The 15353-nt window shown below is 68.1% G+C and carries 17 protein-coding genes; 3 read left to right on the plus strand and 14 right to left on the minus strand.

From position 1 onward, the window contains the following. Window positions 1-46: 46 nt before the first annotated feature. Both C6Y53_RS02995 and C6Y53_RS03000 read right to left on the minus strand, forming a co-directional pair. Window positions 47-1675: a SulP family inorganic anion transporter gene (locus C6Y53_RS02995; RefSeq protein ID WP_106471068.1), complete on the minus strand. Its 1629-nt coding sequence runs from the start codon at window positions 1673-1675 to the stop codon at window positions 47-49. A 110-nt stretch (window positions 1676-1785) separates the two neighbouring features. After that, the gene (locus tag C6Y53_RS03000) at window positions 1786-2334 is read right to left on the minus strand and encodes a DUF2938 family protein (protein WP_244614928.1); all 549 of its coding nucleotides are present in this window, start codon (window positions 2332-2334) and stop codon (window positions 1786-1788) included. Between the two features lie 31 nt (window positions 2335-2365). On the opposite strand from C6Y53_RS03000, the gene C6Y53_RS03005 reads away from it, so the two are divergent. Then, window positions 2366-2770 (plus strand): helix-turn-helix domain-containing protein, encoded by a 405-nt coding sequence (locus C6Y53_RS03005; protein ID WP_106471069.1) that lies wholly within the window; start codon window positions 2366-2368, stop codon window positions 2768-2770. A gap of 65 nt (window positions 2771-2835) precedes the next feature. After that, the gene (locus tag C6Y53_RS03010; protein WP_106471070.1) at window positions 2836-3708 is read left to right on the plus strand and encodes an S-methyl-5'-thioadenosine phosphorylase; all 873 of its coding nucleotides are present in this window, start codon (window positions 2836-2838) and stop codon (window positions 3706-3708) included. 38 nt (window positions 3709-3746) lie between these two features. Here C6Y53_RS03010 and C6Y53_RS03015 read toward each other — a convergent pair whose 3' ends face one another. Then, on the minus strand, window positions 3747-4505 hold the full coding sequence (locus tag C6Y53_RS03015; RefSeq protein WP_149615448.1) for a hypothetical protein: 759 nt from the start codon (window positions 4503-4505) through the stop codon (window positions 3747-3749). A gap of 466 nt (window positions 4506-4971) precedes the next feature. On the opposite strand from C6Y53_RS03015, the gene C6Y53_RS03020 reads away from it, so the two are divergent. Then, window positions 4972-5511: an adenine phosphoribosyltransferase gene (locus C6Y53_RS03020; RefSeq protein WP_106473933.1), complete on the plus strand. Its 540-nt coding sequence runs from the start codon at window positions 4972-4974 to the stop codon at window positions 5509-5511. Window positions 5512-5515: 4 nt separating this feature from the next. Here C6Y53_RS03020 and C6Y53_RS03025 read toward each other — a convergent pair whose 3' ends face one another. The 11 genes from C6Y53_RS03025 to cyoE all read right to left on the minus strand — a co-directional run bounded on the left by C6Y53_RS03025 (window position 5516) and on the right by cyoE (window position 15282). Then, window positions 5516-6931: an FAD-binding oxidoreductase gene (locus C6Y53_RS03025; RefSeq protein WP_106473934.1), complete on the minus strand. Its 1416-nt coding sequence runs from the start codon at window positions 6929-6931 to the stop codon at window positions 5516-5518. 41 nt (window positions 6932-6972) lie between these two features. Continuing rightward, window positions 6973-7788: an MBL fold metallo-hydrolase gene (locus tag C6Y53_RS03030; protein WP_425300355.1), complete on the minus strand. Its 816-nt coding sequence runs from the start codon at window positions 7786-7788 to the stop codon at window positions 6973-6975. 49 nt (window positions 7789-7837) lie between these two features. Then, window positions 7838-8659 (minus strand): SDR family oxidoreductase, encoded by an 822-nt coding sequence (locus C6Y53_RS03035; RefSeq protein ID WP_342212772.1) that lies wholly within the window; start codon window positions 8657-8659, stop codon window positions 7838-7840. A 94-nt stretch (window positions 8660-8753) separates the two neighbouring features. After that, complete coding sequence (locus C6Y53_RS03040) at window positions 8754-9338, minus strand: GNAT family N-acetyltransferase (RefSeq protein ID WP_106471073.1); 585 nt, start codon at window positions 9336-9338, stop codon at window positions 8754-8756. Then, window positions 9338-10600, minus strand: a complete 1263-nt coding sequence (locus tag C6Y53_RS03045) for a M16 family metallopeptidase (RefSeq protein ID WP_106471074.1) — start codon at window positions 10598-10600, stop codon at window positions 9338-9340. Before C6Y53_RS03045 ends, C6Y53_RS03040 begins: the two co-directional genes overlap by 1 nt. Continuing rightward, complete coding sequence (thrC, locus tag C6Y53_RS03050; RefSeq protein ID WP_106471075.1) at window positions 10597-11985, minus strand: threonine synthase; 1389 nt, start codon at window positions 11983-11985, stop codon at window positions 10597-10599. The genes C6Y53_RS03045 and thrC overlap by 4 nt, the downstream gene beginning before the upstream one ends. Continuing rightward, entirely contained in the window at window positions 11982-12656 is a 675-nt protein-coding gene (locus tag C6Y53_RS03055) for an SURF1 family protein (RefSeq protein WP_106471076.1), read from the minus strand. Before C6Y53_RS03055 ends, thrC begins: the two co-directional genes overlap by 4 nt. Window positions 12657-12766: 110 nt before the next feature. Then, window positions 12767-13582, minus strand: coding sequence for a cytochrome c oxidase subunit 3 (locus C6Y53_RS03060; protein ID WP_106471077.1), 816 nt, complete (start codon window positions 13580-13582; stop codon window positions 12767-12769). A gap of 25 nt (window positions 13583-13607) precedes the next feature. Beyond that, the gene (locus tag C6Y53_RS03065) at window positions 13608-14177 is read right to left on the minus strand and encodes a cytochrome c oxidase assembly protein (protein ID WP_106471078.1); all 570 of its coding nucleotides are present in this window, start codon (window positions 14175-14177) and stop codon (window positions 13608-13610) included. Beyond that, window positions 14177-14341 (minus strand): hypothetical protein, encoded by a 165-nt coding sequence (locus C6Y53_RS20920; RefSeq protein WP_211299447.1) that lies wholly within the window; start codon window positions 14339-14341, stop codon window positions 14177-14179. The genes C6Y53_RS03065 and C6Y53_RS20920 overlap by 1 nt, the downstream gene beginning before the upstream one ends. Further along, window positions 14338-15282 carry a heme o synthase gene (gene cyoE, locus C6Y53_RS03070; RefSeq protein ID WP_106473936.1) on the minus strand — a complete coding sequence of 315 codons (945 nt, stop codon included), beginning with the start codon at window positions 15280-15282 and terminating at the stop codon, window positions 14338-14340. Before cyoE ends, C6Y53_RS20920 begins: the two co-directional genes overlap by 4 nt. Window positions 15283-15353: the final 71 nt, after the last annotated feature.

Here is a 15353-nt window from a genome sequence, read left to right on the forward strand (position 1 = left end):
GCCCGCCCCCCGCGCGACCGGTTCGCCCGGTGAGTTCGGGGCGCCTTCAGTGCGCGCCGAGGATGCCGGTGCGCACCGAGTAATCCACCGCCAGCGCATAGTCCGGATCGTCGTCGCTATCCACCACCAGGTGCCCGGCGCGGGTCAGCAGGCGATGGCAATCGCGCGACAGGTGGCGCAGCTGCACCTGCTTGCCCGCGCGTTCATATTTCAGCGCCAGCGCCTCGATCGCCTGCAGGGCGGACTGGTCCACCACCCGGCTTTCGGCGAAATCCACCACCACGCGGGCCGGATCGCCGGCCGGATCGAACAGCTCGGCGAACCCCTCCGTCGAGCCGAAGAAGAGCGGCCCGCGAATGCGGTAGACCCGGGCCCCGGTGCTGTCGACGCCGGTTTCGGCATGGATGCGCCGCGCGTTGTTCCAGGCATAGGCCAGCGCCGAGACGATCACGCCGACGACCACCGCCACCGCGAGATCCTCCATCACCGTGACCACGGTGACCAGCACGATCACGAAAGCGTCCGTCAGCGGCACCCGGCGCAGGATGGTCAGCGAATTCCAGGCAAAGGTGCCGATCACCACCATGAACATCACGCCGACCAGCGCCGCCAGCGGGATCTGCTCGATCAGCGGCGCCGCCCACAGGATGAAGGCCAGCAGGAACAGCGCCGCGGCCACCCCGGCCAGCCGCGTGCGGCCGCCTGATTTCACGTTGATCATCGACTGGCCGATCATCGCGCAGCCGCCCATGCCGCCAAAGAACCCGGTCACCGTGTTGGCCACGCCCTGGGCGATGCATTCCTGGCTGGCGCCGCCGCGCTTGCCGGTGATCTCGCCCACCAGGTTCAGGGTCAGCAGGCTCTCGATCAGTCCGATCGCGGCCAGGATCACCGCGTAGGGCAGGATGATCCGCAGCGTCTCGAAGGTCAGCGGCACCCCAGGCAGGTGGAACGGCGGCAGCCCGCCCTCGATCGAGGCCATGTCGCCGACCCGCGGCACGTCGAGCCCCAGCGCCAGCACCAGCGCCGCCACCACCGCGATCCCGGCCAGCGGCGCGGGTATTGCACGGGTGATCCGCGGCATCAGCCAGATCACCGCCATGGTCAGCGCCACCAGCCCCAGCATCAGCACCAGCGGCGCGCCGGTCAGCCAGTCGCCGCCGGTCATCCCGTGGCCGGTGCTTTCCATGCTGCCGGGCACCTTGAACTGACCCAGCTGCGCCAGGAAGATCACGATGGCCAGCCCGTTGACGAATCCCAGCATCACCGGATGCGGCACCAGCCGGATGAACTTGCCCCAGCGCAGCGCCCCGGTAACGACCTGCAGGATCCCCATCAGCACCACCGTGGCGAACAGGTATTCGACCCCGTGCTGCGCCACCAGCGCCACCATCACCACCGCCAGCGCGCCGGTCGCCCCCGAGATCATCCCCGGCCGCCCGCCGATCAGCGCGGTGATCAGCCCGACCAGGAACGCCGCGTAGAGCCCCACCAGCGGATGCACCCCGGCGACGAAGGCAAAGGCCACCGCCTCGGGCACCAGCGCCAGCGCCACGGTCAGCCCCGACAGCAATTCGATGCGGACGCGCGCGACCGACCATTCCTCGTCCTGCATGAGGCTCAGATTGGGCGGAGAAACGCGATTGGCAAACGAGGCCAGAATGGCTCGGGGCATGGGTCACCTGTGGCTTGGGGCTGATCTGCGGGCTGATCTGCGCCGCGCCTAGCCGGTCTGGCCCAAAAGAACAAGGGGTGGCCTGCCGGACGGCGATATTCGCCGCCGCGTCACGGCAGGAGCTGCAACAGGGCCCCGGCCCGCGCCGACAGGTACAGCCCGCAGCCGAAGATCGCATGTGTCACCACCGAGCGCCGCCGCGCCAGCCAGGGGGTCGGCACCTTGCGCGCGGCGACCCCCAGCCCCAACCCCGGCTGCAGGATGAAAAACGGCAGCACCACGGTCGCGGTCCCGTAGCCCAGCACCGGAAGCAAGGGCGGAGAGATCAGCCATGCCGGGCCGCATAGCAGGGTCAGCCCGGCGGCCAGCACGATCCCCACCGAGTAATGCAGCCCCCAGCCGGCCAGCCGCTCGGACGGCGTCGTGGCCCGCGCCACCTGCCCCGGCGGCAACAGGAACCGCCCGCGGGCGATCCCCGCGGCCCAGCGTCCGACCAGCCCCCAGTCCAGTCCCGGCACACCGAACAGCCTGGCCCGCAACAGGCCCGCCACGTCCATCACCATTGTCGCCCCGATCCCGGTGGCGACCGTCCTTGCCACAACTTCCGCGCTCCAGCCCATATGCTGTCCTTTCTTGACCGATTGCCGTTGCGCGGTCATGTCTGCCACTTGAAGCCAGCTTGAGGTCAACATGAAATCTCTGGATATCGGCGAGATCGCCCGGCGCAGCGGCACGACGCCCGCCACCCTGCGCTATTACGAAACACTGGGGCTGATCGCCCCCGATGGTCGCAAGGGGCTGCGGCGGCAATATGATGCCGCGGTGCTGGACCGGCTGGCGCTGATCGCCATGGGCCGGATGGCCGGGTTTTCGCTGGACGAGATCGGCCAGTTCCTCGGTCGCGGCGCCGGGTTCGAGATCGACCGCGCGCGGCTGCACGACCGGGCCGACGCGGTTGACCGGCGCATCCGCGAATTGCGGGTGCTGTCGCGCGCCCTGCGCCATGTGGCCGAATGCCCGGCGCCGCAACATTCCCGATGCCCGACCTTCCGCCGGATGATGGACCAGGCGCTGAACCGCGCCAAATCCCGCTGACCGCCTTGCCAAATCCCGCCGCCGCCCGCACAACCGGTCACGCGAAGCGGACCAAGGAGGCAGCGATGACACAGACCAGAATCGCCATCATCGGCGGATCGGGCATCTACGATATCGACGGGCTGGAAGACGCGGCGTGGCAGCAGGTCGAGACCCCCTGGGGCGCGCCCTCGGACCATATCCTGACCGGCAGGCTGGAGGGTGTCGGGATGGCGTTCCTGCCCCGGCACGGGCGCGGCCACGTTCATGCGCCGGGCTCGGTGCCCTACCGCGCCAATATCGACGCGCTGAAACGGCTGGGCGTGACCGACGTGATCAGCGTCTCGGCCTGCGGATCGTTCCGCGAGGCGATGGCGCCGGGGGATTTCGTCATCGTGGATCAGTTCATCGACCGCACCGTGGGCCGCGCGGCCAGCTTCTTCGGCCCCGGCTGCGTGGCGCATGTGAGCATGGCGCACCCGACCTGCCCGCGGCTGGGCGATGCCTGCGAGAACGCCGCGCGCGACGCCGGCATCCCCGTGCATCGCGGCGGCACCTATTTGGCGATGGAAGGGCCGCAATTCTCGACCCTGGCGGAATCGCGGATGTATCGCGAAGCCTGGGGCGCGGATGTGATCGGCATGACCGCGATGCCCGAGGCCAAGCTCGCCCGCGAGGCCGAGCTCTGCTATGCCACCGTGGCGATGATCACCGATTACGACAGCTGGCACCCCGATCACGGCGCGGTGGACATCACCCAGATCGTCGCCACCCTGACCGGCAATGCCGACAAGGGCCGGGGGCTGGTGGCGCGGCTGCCCGCGCTGCTGGGCACCGACCGCGCGCCCTGCCCGCATGGCTGCGACCGGGCGCTGGACCATGCGATCCTCACCGCGCCCGGCGCCCGCGACGCGCAGGTGATGGCCCGACTGGACGCGGTGGCGGGGCGGGTGCTGTAACACCCGCCCCGGTCACAGGATCAATTCCGACCGGAACCTCAGCTGCCGACATCCGCCGCCGGCGGTTGGCCGGCCTGATCGACCATGTCGCGCGGCTCGACAACGCCGAGAGCGCGGCGCAGCGCCACGTCCCAGGGCACCCCGGTATCGGAGGGACAGGTCTGCGTCTCGATCTGCCTTGCCGCTTCGCTCTTTTCCAGCCCGCAACGCTCGAACACCGCTTCCGGTATCATGTTGGAAAAGGTCGCGAAATTGAACGCGCTCAGTTCGGGATTGGATTCCGGGATCAGCGAACTGCGCACCGAGCAGACCCGGTGCCGCCGGTTCAGGTGGCGAGCCATCTCGCATTCGCAGAACTCCGGGGTGTCGGCCCGTTCGGTATCCTTGCGGATCTGGGTCATCAGCCCCACCAGCCGCAGCTGGGCGGTCTGCTTGCCCTCGTCGGTCTTCATGACCTCGACCAGCGACCGGGCATCCTGCAGCGATGCCCCACCGGCCAGGAAGCCGAGGAAATCGGGCATCAGTTCGCGCATCGAATTGGCGTAGATCGCGTCGACATTCACCTCGTTGACGAAACGATCATCCAGTTTCAGCCCGCAGATCCGTTCGCTGCGGGTGCCATCGGGCGAAATGCTGTAGACATCGCCGGCGCGCACGCCGAGTTCCAGCACCCCCGAGCCCAGGCCGAGATTGGCCAGAACGTCATTCTGGGTGATCGCGGTGGCGGTTCGATAGACCAAAGCGGATGCCAGCACGAACGCGCAGCCGCCGGCCAGATACAATAGCTTGCTTTTCATCTGCCCCTCCTAGCGCGAACAGCAGCTGTTGCCGCACGGGTAATGCGTGCTGGGGCACTGGATCGGCGGCAACGGCTGTGGAGGTTGCAATGTCTGCGCGGCGATCTGCCCCGCAAGCATCAACAGGAACGATGTCAAAACCAGAGTTTTTGCAGGCATGATGAGCCTCCCAACCAGAATAACTGACGACAGACCGGCCAGCGTCGGGAATGTTGCTCATGCAATTCTGGGCACCCGTCCGGGCCGCGTCTGACTAAATAAATTTCTGCTCAATACCGTTAATATTAGTCAATTCGCGCGAGTTTTCAAGAACCGCCTCTCCTTTCGCGTGTCACCTCGCCTGTCACCGCGCCTGTCACCGGCCACCCGCGCCGGCCGCGAATGACGGCGCGAGTTGCAATCGCACCTTGCCGTGGGCCTCCGGTTGCTCCAAACCGCAACTGACCACAGCGAGGAAATCACCGACATGCGCCAGGGAACCACCGTCAGGGACTATATCCGCACCATCGTCGATTTCCCGCATGAGGGGATCATGTTCCGCGACGTGACCACGCTGTTTGCCGATCCGCGCGGGTTCCGCATGGCGATCGACCAGATGCTGCACCCCTATGCGGGGATGCGTATCGACAAGGTGGTCGGGCTGGAGGCGCGCGGGTTCATCCTCGGCGGGGCCATCGCACACCAGCTCAGCGTCGGCTTCGTCCCGATCCGCAAGAAGGGCAAGCTGCCCGGCACCACGATCAGCCAGGACTACAAGCTGGAATATGGCGAGGCGATCGTCGAGATCCACGACGACGCCATCGCCCCGGGCGAAAAGATCCTGCTGGTCGACGACCTGCTGGCCACCGGCGGCACCGCCGCGGCGGGGATCCGGCTGATCGAACGGCTGGGCGGCGAGATCGTCTCCTGCGCCTTCATCATCGACCTGCCCGAACTGGGCGGCCGCAAGGTGCTGGAAGACCTCGGCATGGACGTGCATGCCTTGTGTGACTTCGAGGGGATGTAGCCCGTCAGGCGCGCAGCACCGCGCCCGGGTTCATGATGCCCGCGGGGTCGAGCGCGGCCTTGATCGCGCGCATTGCCGCCAGCCGCGCCGGATCGCCGTAGCGTTCCAGTTCGCCGACCTTGATCCGTCCCACCCCGTGTTCGGCCGAGAACGACCCGCCGCAGTCATGCACGAGGTCATGCACCGCCCGCTGCACCGCCCCGGCCTGTCCGGCATGATCGGCGCGGTTGCCGCCTTTCGGCGGGAACACGTTGTAATGCAGGTTGCCGTCGCCCAGGTGGCCAAAGCAGTTGACCCGGAAATCGCCCAGCGCCGCCACCGCGTCGCCGGCGCGGGCGATGAACCCGGGGATCTCGCCCAGCGGCAGGGAAATGTCATGGCTCGACACCGCGCCGACCAGCCGGTTGCCTTCGGGCAGGTGTTCGCGCAGGGTCCACAGCTCCTCGCGCTGCGCCTGCGACTGGGCAATCACCCCGTCGCTGGCCAGCCCGGCCTCCATCGCCGCCGCGAACAGGTTTTCCAGCGCCGCCTGCGGATCGCGCCCGGCCGCCATGCCCAGTTCGATCAGCACCGACCAGCCCGGTCGCGGGGCGAGCGGCTGGCGCACCCGCGGCAGGTGCTCGGCCAGGAAATCCAGCCCCACCCCCGAGATCAGTTCGAACGCGCTGATCTCGCCGCCCAGCCGGTCGCGGGCCAGCGCCAGCAGGTCGAGCGCCGCCTCGGGCGATGGCACCACGATCAGCGCGGTCCCGGTTTCCGCCGGCAGCGGCGCCAGTTTCAGCGCCGCGGCGGTGATGACGCCCAGCGTGCCCTCGGCGCCGATCAGCAGGTCGCGCAGGTCATAGCCGGTATTGTCCTTGCGCAGCCGGGTCAGCCCGTTCCACAGGCTGCCATCGGGCAGCACCGCCTCGATCCCCAGGCACAGCTCGCGCGCGTTGCCATAGCGCAGCACGTTCACCCCGCCCGCATTGGTGGACAGGTTGCCGCCGATCCGGCACGACCCTTCGGCGGCCAGCGACAGCGGGAACAGCCGGCCGGCCTCGCGCGCCGCCGCCTGCACGTCGGCCAGCACCGCGCCCGCCTCGACCACGGCCACGTTTTCGCGCGGATGGACGGCGCGGATCGCGGTCATCCTCTCCAGCGAGATCACCAGCGGCGCCGGGCCGTCGGGCATCACCTGCCCGCCCACCAGCCCGGTGCCGCCGCCCAGCGGCACCACCGGCACCCGCGCCTGCGCCGCCGCGCGCACCAGCGCCGCCACCTGCCCCGCGTCGCGCGGACAGGCCAGCACGCCGCATTGGCCGGTGAACCGGGACCGCGGCTCTTCGAGATGGCGCGGCTCGGGCGCGCGGAACAGGTCGCCCGGCAGCAGATCGCGCAGGGTGGCGGCAAAGGTGTCGTCGGCGGGGTTCAGCATCATGGCGCCACTCTTGCCCCGCCGGCGCATCCGGGGCAAGCGGCTCATTCATCGCCGTTCAGAAAGGCCGGGCGCAGCACCACCACCGTGGGCCGGGATGGCAGGGTCCGCAGCGAGACCTCGAAAGACGGCGCATCGCGGATGTCGATCTCGAAATCATCCGCCATGCCGGCGAGGAACCCGCGCAGGCCGGTGCCGGAAAACCAGTGCATCGGGATGACGACCGAGGATCTCAGCCGCCTGAGCACCGCGATCATCTCCGGCAGCGGCAGGGTCAGGCCGCCATCCACCGGCGCCATCACCACGTCGAGCCGTCCGATCGCCGCGAACTGTGCGTCGCTGGGCATGTGGTGCAGGTGGCCCAGATGACCGATGCACAGACCGGCCACCTCGAAGATGAAGATCGAATTGCCATTGGCTTCGCCCCCGCCACCGGGCGACCGGATATCGGTGGGCACGTTGCGCACCAGGACCTCGCCCAGGTCGAGATGATGGTCGATGCCCTCGCCGAACGCGCCCCAGCCGGGCAGCACATGCGGGATCGCCGGATCGGGATGGGCGGTCCAGTGGGTTTCATGGGCGTGGTTCATCGTCACCACGTCGGGGATCATCGCCGCGCTCCCGGTGAAGCCGGTGAAATCGGTGACCACGTTCAACCCGCCCGGCGTGCGGATCAGAAAGGACGCATGGGCGATGTGGTGCAGCCGCACCATCTGCTCCGGCACCGGATCGTTCCATGCCGCGCGATGCAGGACCGCCCCGCCCGGCATGGCATCCGCGATGGCGATGCAATGGCTCGGCCGCCGGTCCTGCGCCTGCGACGGCACGGCGGCTCTCAGGGTCAGCACCGTGAACAGGATCGCGACCTGTATTGCGACCAGCACCGATCCCCGCATCCGCCGCACTGGCTCAGCCCGTCGCCCGGGCCGCCCCGCGCAGCATCTCGCCCAGCATCAGCCCCAACTGCCCGGACCCGCGCTGGCACAACCCACCATCCACCATCAGCACGTTGCCGGTGACATAGCTGCCCAGCGGCGAGGACAGGAACAGGCAGGCATGGCCGATGTCGCGCGTCTGCCCGAAATGCCCCAGCGGGATCGAACGGGAGAAATCCCGCTCGGCCCGTTCGGTGGGCGCCAGCCGTTTCGCCCCCTCGGTGCCGGCGATGAACCCCGGCACGACCGAGTTCACCCGAATGCCCTCGGGGCCCCATTCCAGCGCCAGCGTCCGGGTGATCTGGTCGATCCCGGCCTTGGCGGCGCAGACATGGGCCTGGCCTTCGGCGGGCTGAAACGCCTGCGGCGCCGAGATGTTCACCACGCTGGCGCCGGGACGGGCGAGAAAGGGATAGGCCGCCTTCATCACATGGACCGTGCCCATCAGGTCGATCTCGATCACGGTGCGGAACGCGTTCACCGACATCTCGGCGGCCAGGGCCGGAAAATTGCCCGCCGCGCCGGATACCAGCACATCGAAATCGCCCAGCTCGGCATGGAACCCCGCCAGCCCGGCCTGCACCGCACCGGCATCGCGCACGTCGAACGCGGCCCCCAGCGCCCGCGACGCCCCGGCCTGCCCGAGCGCGGCAACGGTATCGTCGACCTTGTCGCGGCTGCGGCTGGCCACCGCCACGCGGGCCCCCTCGGCGGCGAATGTCTCGGCAATGCCGCGATTGATCCCGCTGGTGCCGCCAATGACGATCACCGTGCGGTCGCTGAAATCCAGTTCCATCTGCACTCCTCCGCTGTCGGCCCCAGCATAGGCCGGATGGGCGCCGATCCAAAGCGAAGTCGCCCGTCAGGGCGGATGAGCGGGCGCCGGCGGGCTACCCGGCCTCGGTGCGCCCGCGCCGGTCGCTGCGCAGCGCGGCATAGAGCACATGGGTCCGCCAGCGCCCGTCGATCTGCAGATAGGATTGCGCGACGCCCTCGTATTTGAACCCGGACCGCTCCAGCAGCCCGCGCGAGGCGGCATTCTCGGGCAGGCAGGCCGCCTCCAGCCGGCTCAGGTCGAGCCGTGCAAAGGCATGATGCACCACCGCGCCGATCGCCTCGCGCATGTATCCGCGCCGGGCATGGGCGGCGCCGGTCCAGTATCCCAGCGTTCCCGCCTGCGCGGGCCCGCGCCGGATATTGTCCAGCGTGATCGCCCCGACCAGCACCCCGTCATCGCGGCGAAACAGGAACAGCGGCACCGCGGTCCCGCCCGCCACCGATCTCTGCGCCCAGTAGACCCGGTTGGTAAAGCTCTTGCGGCTCAGGTGATCGTCGGCCCAGCTCGGCTCCCACGGGGTCAGGAAATCGCGGCTCTCCAGCCGCAGCGCCGCCCAGTCGCGGAAATCCGAATGGTTGGGCGGCCGCAGCGTCAGCCGTTCGGTTTCGATCCGCAGCTTGCGCCGGTTCAGCAGCATCAGGCGGCGCGGCGGGCTTGCAGATCGGCCAGCGCCGGGGCGGCCGCGACCGGACCATAGAGCGCCAGCGCCGCCGGGGCCGAGACCGCGACATGTTCGGCAAAGGCCCGCACCGCGCGCATATCGACCGCGTCGATCCGCGCGATCGTATCCTCGATCGGCGGCACCCGGCCCCAGATCTGCACCAGACGCGCCAGCCGCTCGGCCCGGTTCGACGGGCTTTCCAGCCCCATCAGCAGCCCCGCCTTCATCTGCGCCCGCGCCCGCGCCACCTCGGCCCCGGTCAGATCGCCGGCGGCGCGCTTCATCTCGTCGATGGTCACCGCGGCCAGTTCCGCCACCTGCTCGCCCGAGGTGCCCGCATAGATGGTCAGCGTGCCGGTATCGGCATAGGCCCCGGTCTGGGCAAAGATCGTGTAGCAGAGCCCCCGGGTTTCCCGGATCTCCTGGAACAGGCGGCTGGACATACCGCCGCCCAGCACGCCGGAATAGACCTGGGCGGTATAGATCGCGTCGTCGCGATAGGCCGGTCCCTCCAGCGCCAGCGCGAAATGGGCCTGCTCCAGCGCCTTCTCGTGCCGCGCCTCGCCGCCGATGAACTGCGCCACGTCCGGCACCAGCGCCGGGCGCGGCCGCAGATGCCCGAACAGCCGTTCGGCCATGGCGACCAGCGCGTCGTGATCGACCGCGCCTGCCGCCGACAGGATCATCTGGTCCGGCCCGTAATGTTCGCCCACAAAGCCCGAAAGATCCTCGCGCGAAAAGGCGCGGACCCGTTCGGACGGCCCCAGGATGGTGCGCCCCAGCGGCTGGTCGCGATAGCTTTCCTCCTGCAACCAGTCAAAGATCACGTCGTCGGGCGTATCATGGGCCTGGCCGATCTCCTGCAGGATCACCCCGCGCTCGACCTCGATCTCGCGCGGATCGAAGACCGGGTTCAGCACGATATCCGAAATCACGTCCAGCGCCAGCGGCACGTCACCGGCCAGCACGCGGGCATAATAGGCGGTCACCTCGCGCGAGGTATAGGCGTTGATATAGCCGCCCACATCCTCGATCGCCTCGGCGATCTGCAGCGCGCTGCGGGTGGCGGTGCCCTTGAACGCCATGTGTTCGAGGAAATGGGCGATGCCGTTCTGTTCGACCCGTTCGTGCCGCCCGCCGGCCGTCACCCAGATGCCGAGCGCCGCCGATTGCAGCCCCGGCATGTGTTCGGAAACGATGCGCACACCGTTGGAAAGTTCGCTCTGCTGAACGCTCACGCGCCTACATGCCCCCTGATGAAATCCTGCAGGTCGCCCAGATCGTTGGCGATCCGGGTCACCCGTTCCGACCTCTCATACAGGTCCGACATACGCGGGGGAAGAGGCGGAAACACGCCGCTGGCCTCTTCGACCGCGGCCGGGAACTTGGCCGGATGCGCGGTGGCCAGGGTGATCATCGGCACCGGCGGATCGCGCATTTCCTCGGCCACCTTCACGCCGACGGCGGTATGCGGGCAGATCAGTTCGCCGCTGTTCTCCAGCGTGGCGGCGATGGTCGCCAGGGTTTCCGCCTCGGACGCGCGGCCCGAGCCGAACTGCTCGCGCAGGGTTTCCAGCGCGCCCTGGCTGACGGTGAAACCGCCCGATGCCAGTTCGTCCATCAGTGCGGCCACCGCGCGCCCGTCGCCGTCATGGGCGTAAAACAGCGCGCGTTCGAAATTCGAACTGACCTGGATGTCCATCGACGGGCTGATCGACGGCCGGGTCTCGCCCTTGAAATAGCCCTGCCCGTTCAGGCAGCGGTGCAGGATATCGTTCTGATTCGTGGCCACCACCAGCCGGTCGACCGGCAGGCCCATGCGCCGGGCGATGTAGCCCGCGAAGACGTCGCCGAAATTCCCGGTGGGCACGGTGAAGCCGACCGGCCGGTCCGGCGCACCGAGCGATACCGCGGACGAGAAGTAATAGACCACCTGCGCCAGCACCCGCGCCCAGTTGATCGAGTTCACCCCGGCCAGTTTCACCGCGTCGCGAAAGGCAAAATCGTTGAACATGTCCTTGAGCCGCGCCTGGCAATCGTCGAAATCGCCGTCGAGCGCCAGCGCATGCACATTGGCATCGGCGGGCGTGGTCATCTGCCGGCGCTGCACCTCGGACACCCGGCCATGGGGGAACAGGATGAACACATCCACGTTGGGCAGGCCGCGGAACGCCTCGATCGCGGCCGAGCCGGTATCGCCCGAGGTGGCGCCGACGATGGTGACCCGTTCGCCGCGCCGCGCCAGCGCGTGCTGGAACAGCTGGCCGATCAGCTGCATGGCGAAATCCTTGAACGCCAGCGTCGGCCCGTGGAACAGTTCGAGCAGGAAATGCCCCGGCGCCAGCTGTTTCAGCGGGGCGCGGGCGGCATGGTCGAACCCGGCATAGGCGCGTTCGATCAGGTCGCGGAACTCCGCGTCGGAGAAGCTGTCGCCCACGAACGGCCGCATCACCCGGAACGCTGTGTCCTCGTAGCTCAGCCCCGCCAGCGCCGCGATGTCGTCCCGACCCATCTGCGGGATCCCGGCCGGGACATAGAGCCCGCCATCGCGTGCCAGCCCGGTCAGCATCGTGTCTTCGAAACCCAGTTCGGGCGCGTTGCCACGGGTGGATATGTATTTCATGTGCGGTCGCCTTCGGTTCGGGCGCGGTTGCGCCACAGGAAATAGCCGGTCATCGCCGCCCAGATCGCGGCCAGCGAAAACCATGTGATCGCGTAGTTCAGGTGATCGTTGGGAATGCCGCTGCTGTCCACCGGCATCGGGTCCGGCCCGGTGCCGGTCCGCGCCACCAGCAGAACCGGGTCGGTGCCCAGGGCCTGCGCCATCGCGGGCACGTCGCGGGCGAACCAGACGCCCCCGTCGAGATCGGGCGCGGGGGTGAACCGGTCGATTTCCCGCGGCCAGTCGAGATTGCCGGTCACGGTGACCGGCCCGGTATCGCGCGGCGCATCGCGATCGGCCGCCCGGATGAACCCGCGATCCAGCAGGATCCGCCGGCCATCGCCGGTCAGGAACGGCGCGATCACGCGATAGCCGGCGCCGATCTGCTTGCGCGACACCAGCACCAGCACCTCGCCCGGAAGGATCTCACCGGTCACCTCGACGCCGAGATACCGGTCGCGCGCGGGGTCGGGATCGGCGGGCAGCGCAATGGCGGGGCCAGAGATGCGGCTGTCGATCTCGGCCAGGATCGCGGCCTTCCAGTTCAGCCGCTGCACCTGCCAGACACCCAGCCCCACCAGCAGCGCGGTGCCGGCAAGCCCGAAGATCAGCAGAAAGGCAACCCGGCGCATCGCGGTGATGTCCCTTGGAAAGACAGGGGCGCGCGGGGTCTCCCCCACGCGCCCGGCTTGTTGCCCGTCCCGGCGCGGAAATGCAACCGCGAAGGACGCGGGAAAGCGGGTCAGAGCAGGACCGCGCTGCCCCAGATATAGACGGCGAAGAACAGGAACAGCCACACCACGTCGACAAAGTGCCAGTACCAGGCGGCGGCCTCGAAACCGATATGTTTCTCGGGGGTGAAATCGCCCTTGATCGCGCGCAGCAGGCAGACGATCAGGAAGATGGTCCCGATGATGACGTGGAACCCGTGGAACCCGGTTGCCATGAAGAAGTTCGAGAAGAACCGGTCGCCGCCGAATTCCCAGCCCTCGTGCAGCAGCAATTCGCCGTATTCATAGGCCTGGAGCACGGTGAACGCGATCCCCAGCACGATGCCGACGGCCAGCCCGGTGATCAGGTCCCGGCGGTTGTTTTCATGCACCAGCGCATGGTGCGCCCAGGTGACGGCGCAGCCCGACAGCAGCAGGACCAGCGTGTTGATCAGCGGCAGGTGGAACGCGTCGATGGCATGGATATTCGGCGGCACATAGGTGCTGCCCACATAGGTTTCCATCGGATAGATGGCATGTTTGAAGAAGGACCAGAACCACGCGAAGAAGAACATCACCTCGGACATGATGAACAGGATGAAGCCGTAGCGCAGGCCGATCCGCACCACCGGGGTGTGGTCGCCTTCGTGACTTTCCTTGATCACGTCCGACCACCAGCCGAACATCGTGTAGAGCACGGCCAGCAGCCCGGCGCCGAAGACATAGGCGGTGATCCCGTGCATCCACAGCACCGCACCCACCAGCATGGTGAACCCGGCCACGGCTCCGAGCAGCGGCCAGACCGAGGGGTGCAGAATGTGGTAATCGTGGTTCTTTACATGTGCCATTTAAGTGTCCCTCACCTCTCGGGCATCAGTTCATGTTGGTGCCTGCCGCGCTGTCAAGGGCGTCGTCGCCTTCGGGCAGGTCGATTTCGTGAAACGTGTAGGAAAGCGTGATGCGCTTTACATGCTTGGCGTCGATGTCGTCCACAATCTCGGGATCGACATAGAAGGTGACCGGCATCTGCACCGTCTCGCCCGGCTGCAGGATCTGCTGTTCGAAACAGAAACAGGCGATCTTGGTGAAATAGCCGCCGGCCTCGTAGGGAAAGACATTGTAGCTGGCCGCCCCGGCGATGGGCCGGTCGGTCGGGTTGTGCGCCTCGTAGAAGGCCAGGCCGGTTTCGCCGATCCGCAGTTCCATCTCGCGCTCGACCGGTTTGAATTCCCAGGGGAAATCGCGTTCCTTGCTCGCGTCGAAGCGGATCTTGACGATGCGGTCGAGCACCTCGTCCGAGCCGGCCTCGGCGGTGCCGGGGGTGCCGCCAAAGCCGGTGACGCGGCAGAACCAGTCGTAGAACGGCACCGATGCCCAGGCCAGCGCGCCCATGACCAGCACGACGCCCACCAGCCGGATCGCGGTTTTCTGCTGCGCCTGCATCAGTTCAGCTCCTCGGCCTTGGGCAGTTCGAAATCGCCCGAGGTCACCTTGACCACGGTCAGCCCGAACACCAGCGCGATGAAGGCGGCCAGCGCCAGCCCCAGCCCGATATTGCGGCTGCGGCGGCGGTGATGAAGTTCGTGGGTGGTGCGATCAAAGCTCATCCCCAGCCTCCCAGCCCCCAGGGCGCCAACAGCGTTTCGGCCAGGATCGCGCCGAAATGCAGGAACAGATAGAGCAGCGACAGGCGGAAGAACCGGCGTTCCACCGCAAAGCTGTCCGCCTCGGCCATGGTTTCGTCGCGGCCGCGGATGCGCAGCGCGCCGCGCAGGAACAGCGCGTTCATCACCAGCGACACCGCCAGGTAGACCGGCCCGCCGATCGCGGTGAACGCGGTGGCCAGCGACAGCACCGCCAGCAGCACCGTGTAGACCAGGATATGGGTGCGGGTGGCGCGGCGGCCATGAGTGACGGTGAGCATCGGCACGCCCGCATCGTCATAGTCCGAGCGCATGAACAGCGCCAGCGCCCAGAAATGCGGCGGGGTCCACATGAACACCAGCGCGAACATCAGCCACGGCTCGACCGCCATGCTGCCGGTCGCGGCCAGCCAGCCGACCACCGGCGGAAAGGCTCCGGCGGCACCGCCGATGACGATGTTCTGCGGCGTCGTGCGCTTCAGCCACATCGAGTAGATGACCACATAGAAGAAGATGGTGAAGCCCAGCATCGCCCCGGCGGCGATATTGGTCGCCAGCGCCAGCATCGTGACCGCCAGCACCGCCAGCGCCAGTCCGAAGCCCAGCGCCTCGCCCGGTTCGACCCGGCCGGCCGGGATCGGGCGGTTGCGGGTGCGTTTCATCACCCGGTCGATATCTGCGTCCCACCACATGTTCAGCGCGCCCGAGGCGCCGCCGCCCAGCGCGATAAACAGGATCGCGCTGAACCCGATCAGCGGATGCACCGGCACCGGCGCGGCCAGCAGCCCGACCAGCGCGGTGAACACCACCAGCGACATCACCCGCGGTTTGAGCAGGGCAAAGAAGTCGCCGAATTCGGCCTCGCCCTGGCGTGCGGTGCTTGCGTTGATGCTGGCGTCGGTCATGGTCGTTCTGTCACTGCGTCGGACGCGCCGGGCGCGCCACATGGTTCTTGCTGAGGCCGGCGGGGATCAGG

Source organism: Pukyongiella litopenaei (assembly GCF_003008555.2).
GTDB lineage: Bacteria > Pseudomonadota > Alphaproteobacteria > Rhodobacterales > Rhodobacteraceae > Pukyongiella > Pukyongiella litopenaei.

Coding starts and splice junctions, on each gene's coding strand:
- C6Y53_RS03065 (WP_106471078.1), bottom strand. CDS start 14,177: ATGCAGGCGCAGCAGAAAACCGCGATCCGGCTGGTGGGCGTCGTGCTG.
- C6Y53_RS03035 (WP_342212772.1), bottom strand. CDS start 8,659: ATGGAACTGGATTTCAGCGACCGCACGGTGATCGTCATTGGCGGCACC.
- C6Y53_RS03060 (WP_106471077.1), bottom strand. CDS start 13,582: ATGGCACATGTAAAGAACCACGATTACCACATTCTGCACCCCTCGGTC.
- C6Y53_RS03020 (WP_106473933.1), top strand. CDS start 4,972: ATGCGCCAGGGAACCACCGTCAGGGACTATATCCGCACCATCGTCGAT.
- cyoE (WP_106473936.1), bottom strand. CDS start 15,282: ATGACCGACGCCAGCATCAACGCAAGCACCGCACGCCAGGGCGAGGCC.
- thrC (WP_106471075.1), bottom strand. CDS start 11,985: ATGAAATACATATCCACCCGTGGCAACGCGCCCGAACTGGGTTTCGAA.
- C6Y53_RS03010 (WP_106471070.1), top strand. CDS start 2,836: ATGACACAGACCAGAATCGCCATCATCGGCGGATCGGGCATCTACGAT.
- C6Y53_RS03015 (WP_149615448.1), bottom strand. CDS start 4,505: ATGAAAAGCAAGCTATTGTATCTGGCCGGCGGCTGCGCGTTCGTGCTG.
- C6Y53_RS03000 (WP_244614928.1), bottom strand. CDS start 2,334: ATGACCGCGCAACGGCAATCGGTCAAGAAAGGACAGCATATGGGCTGG.
- C6Y53_RS03025 (WP_106473934.1), bottom strand. CDS start 6,931: ATGATGCTGAACCCCGCCGACGACACCTTTGCCGCCACCCTGCGCGAT.
- C6Y53_RS03040 (WP_106471073.1), bottom strand. CDS start 9,338: ATGCTGCTGAACCGGCGCAAGCTGCGGATCGAAACCGAACGGCTGACG.
- C6Y53_RS03005 (WP_106471069.1), top strand. CDS start 2,366: ATGAAATCTCTGGATATCGGCGAGATCGCCCGGCGCAGCGGCACGACG.
- C6Y53_RS03055 (WP_106471076.1), bottom strand. CDS start 12,656: ATGCGCCGGGTTGCCTTTCTGCTGATCTTCGGGCTTGCCGGCACCGCG.
- C6Y53_RS20920 (WP_211299447.1), bottom strand. CDS start 14,341: ATGAGCTTTGATCGCACCACCCACGAACTTCATCACCGCCGCCGCAGC.
- C6Y53_RS02995 (WP_106471068.1), bottom strand. CDS start 1,675: ATGCCCCGAGCCATTCTGGCCTCGTTTGCCAATCGCGTTTCTCCGCCC.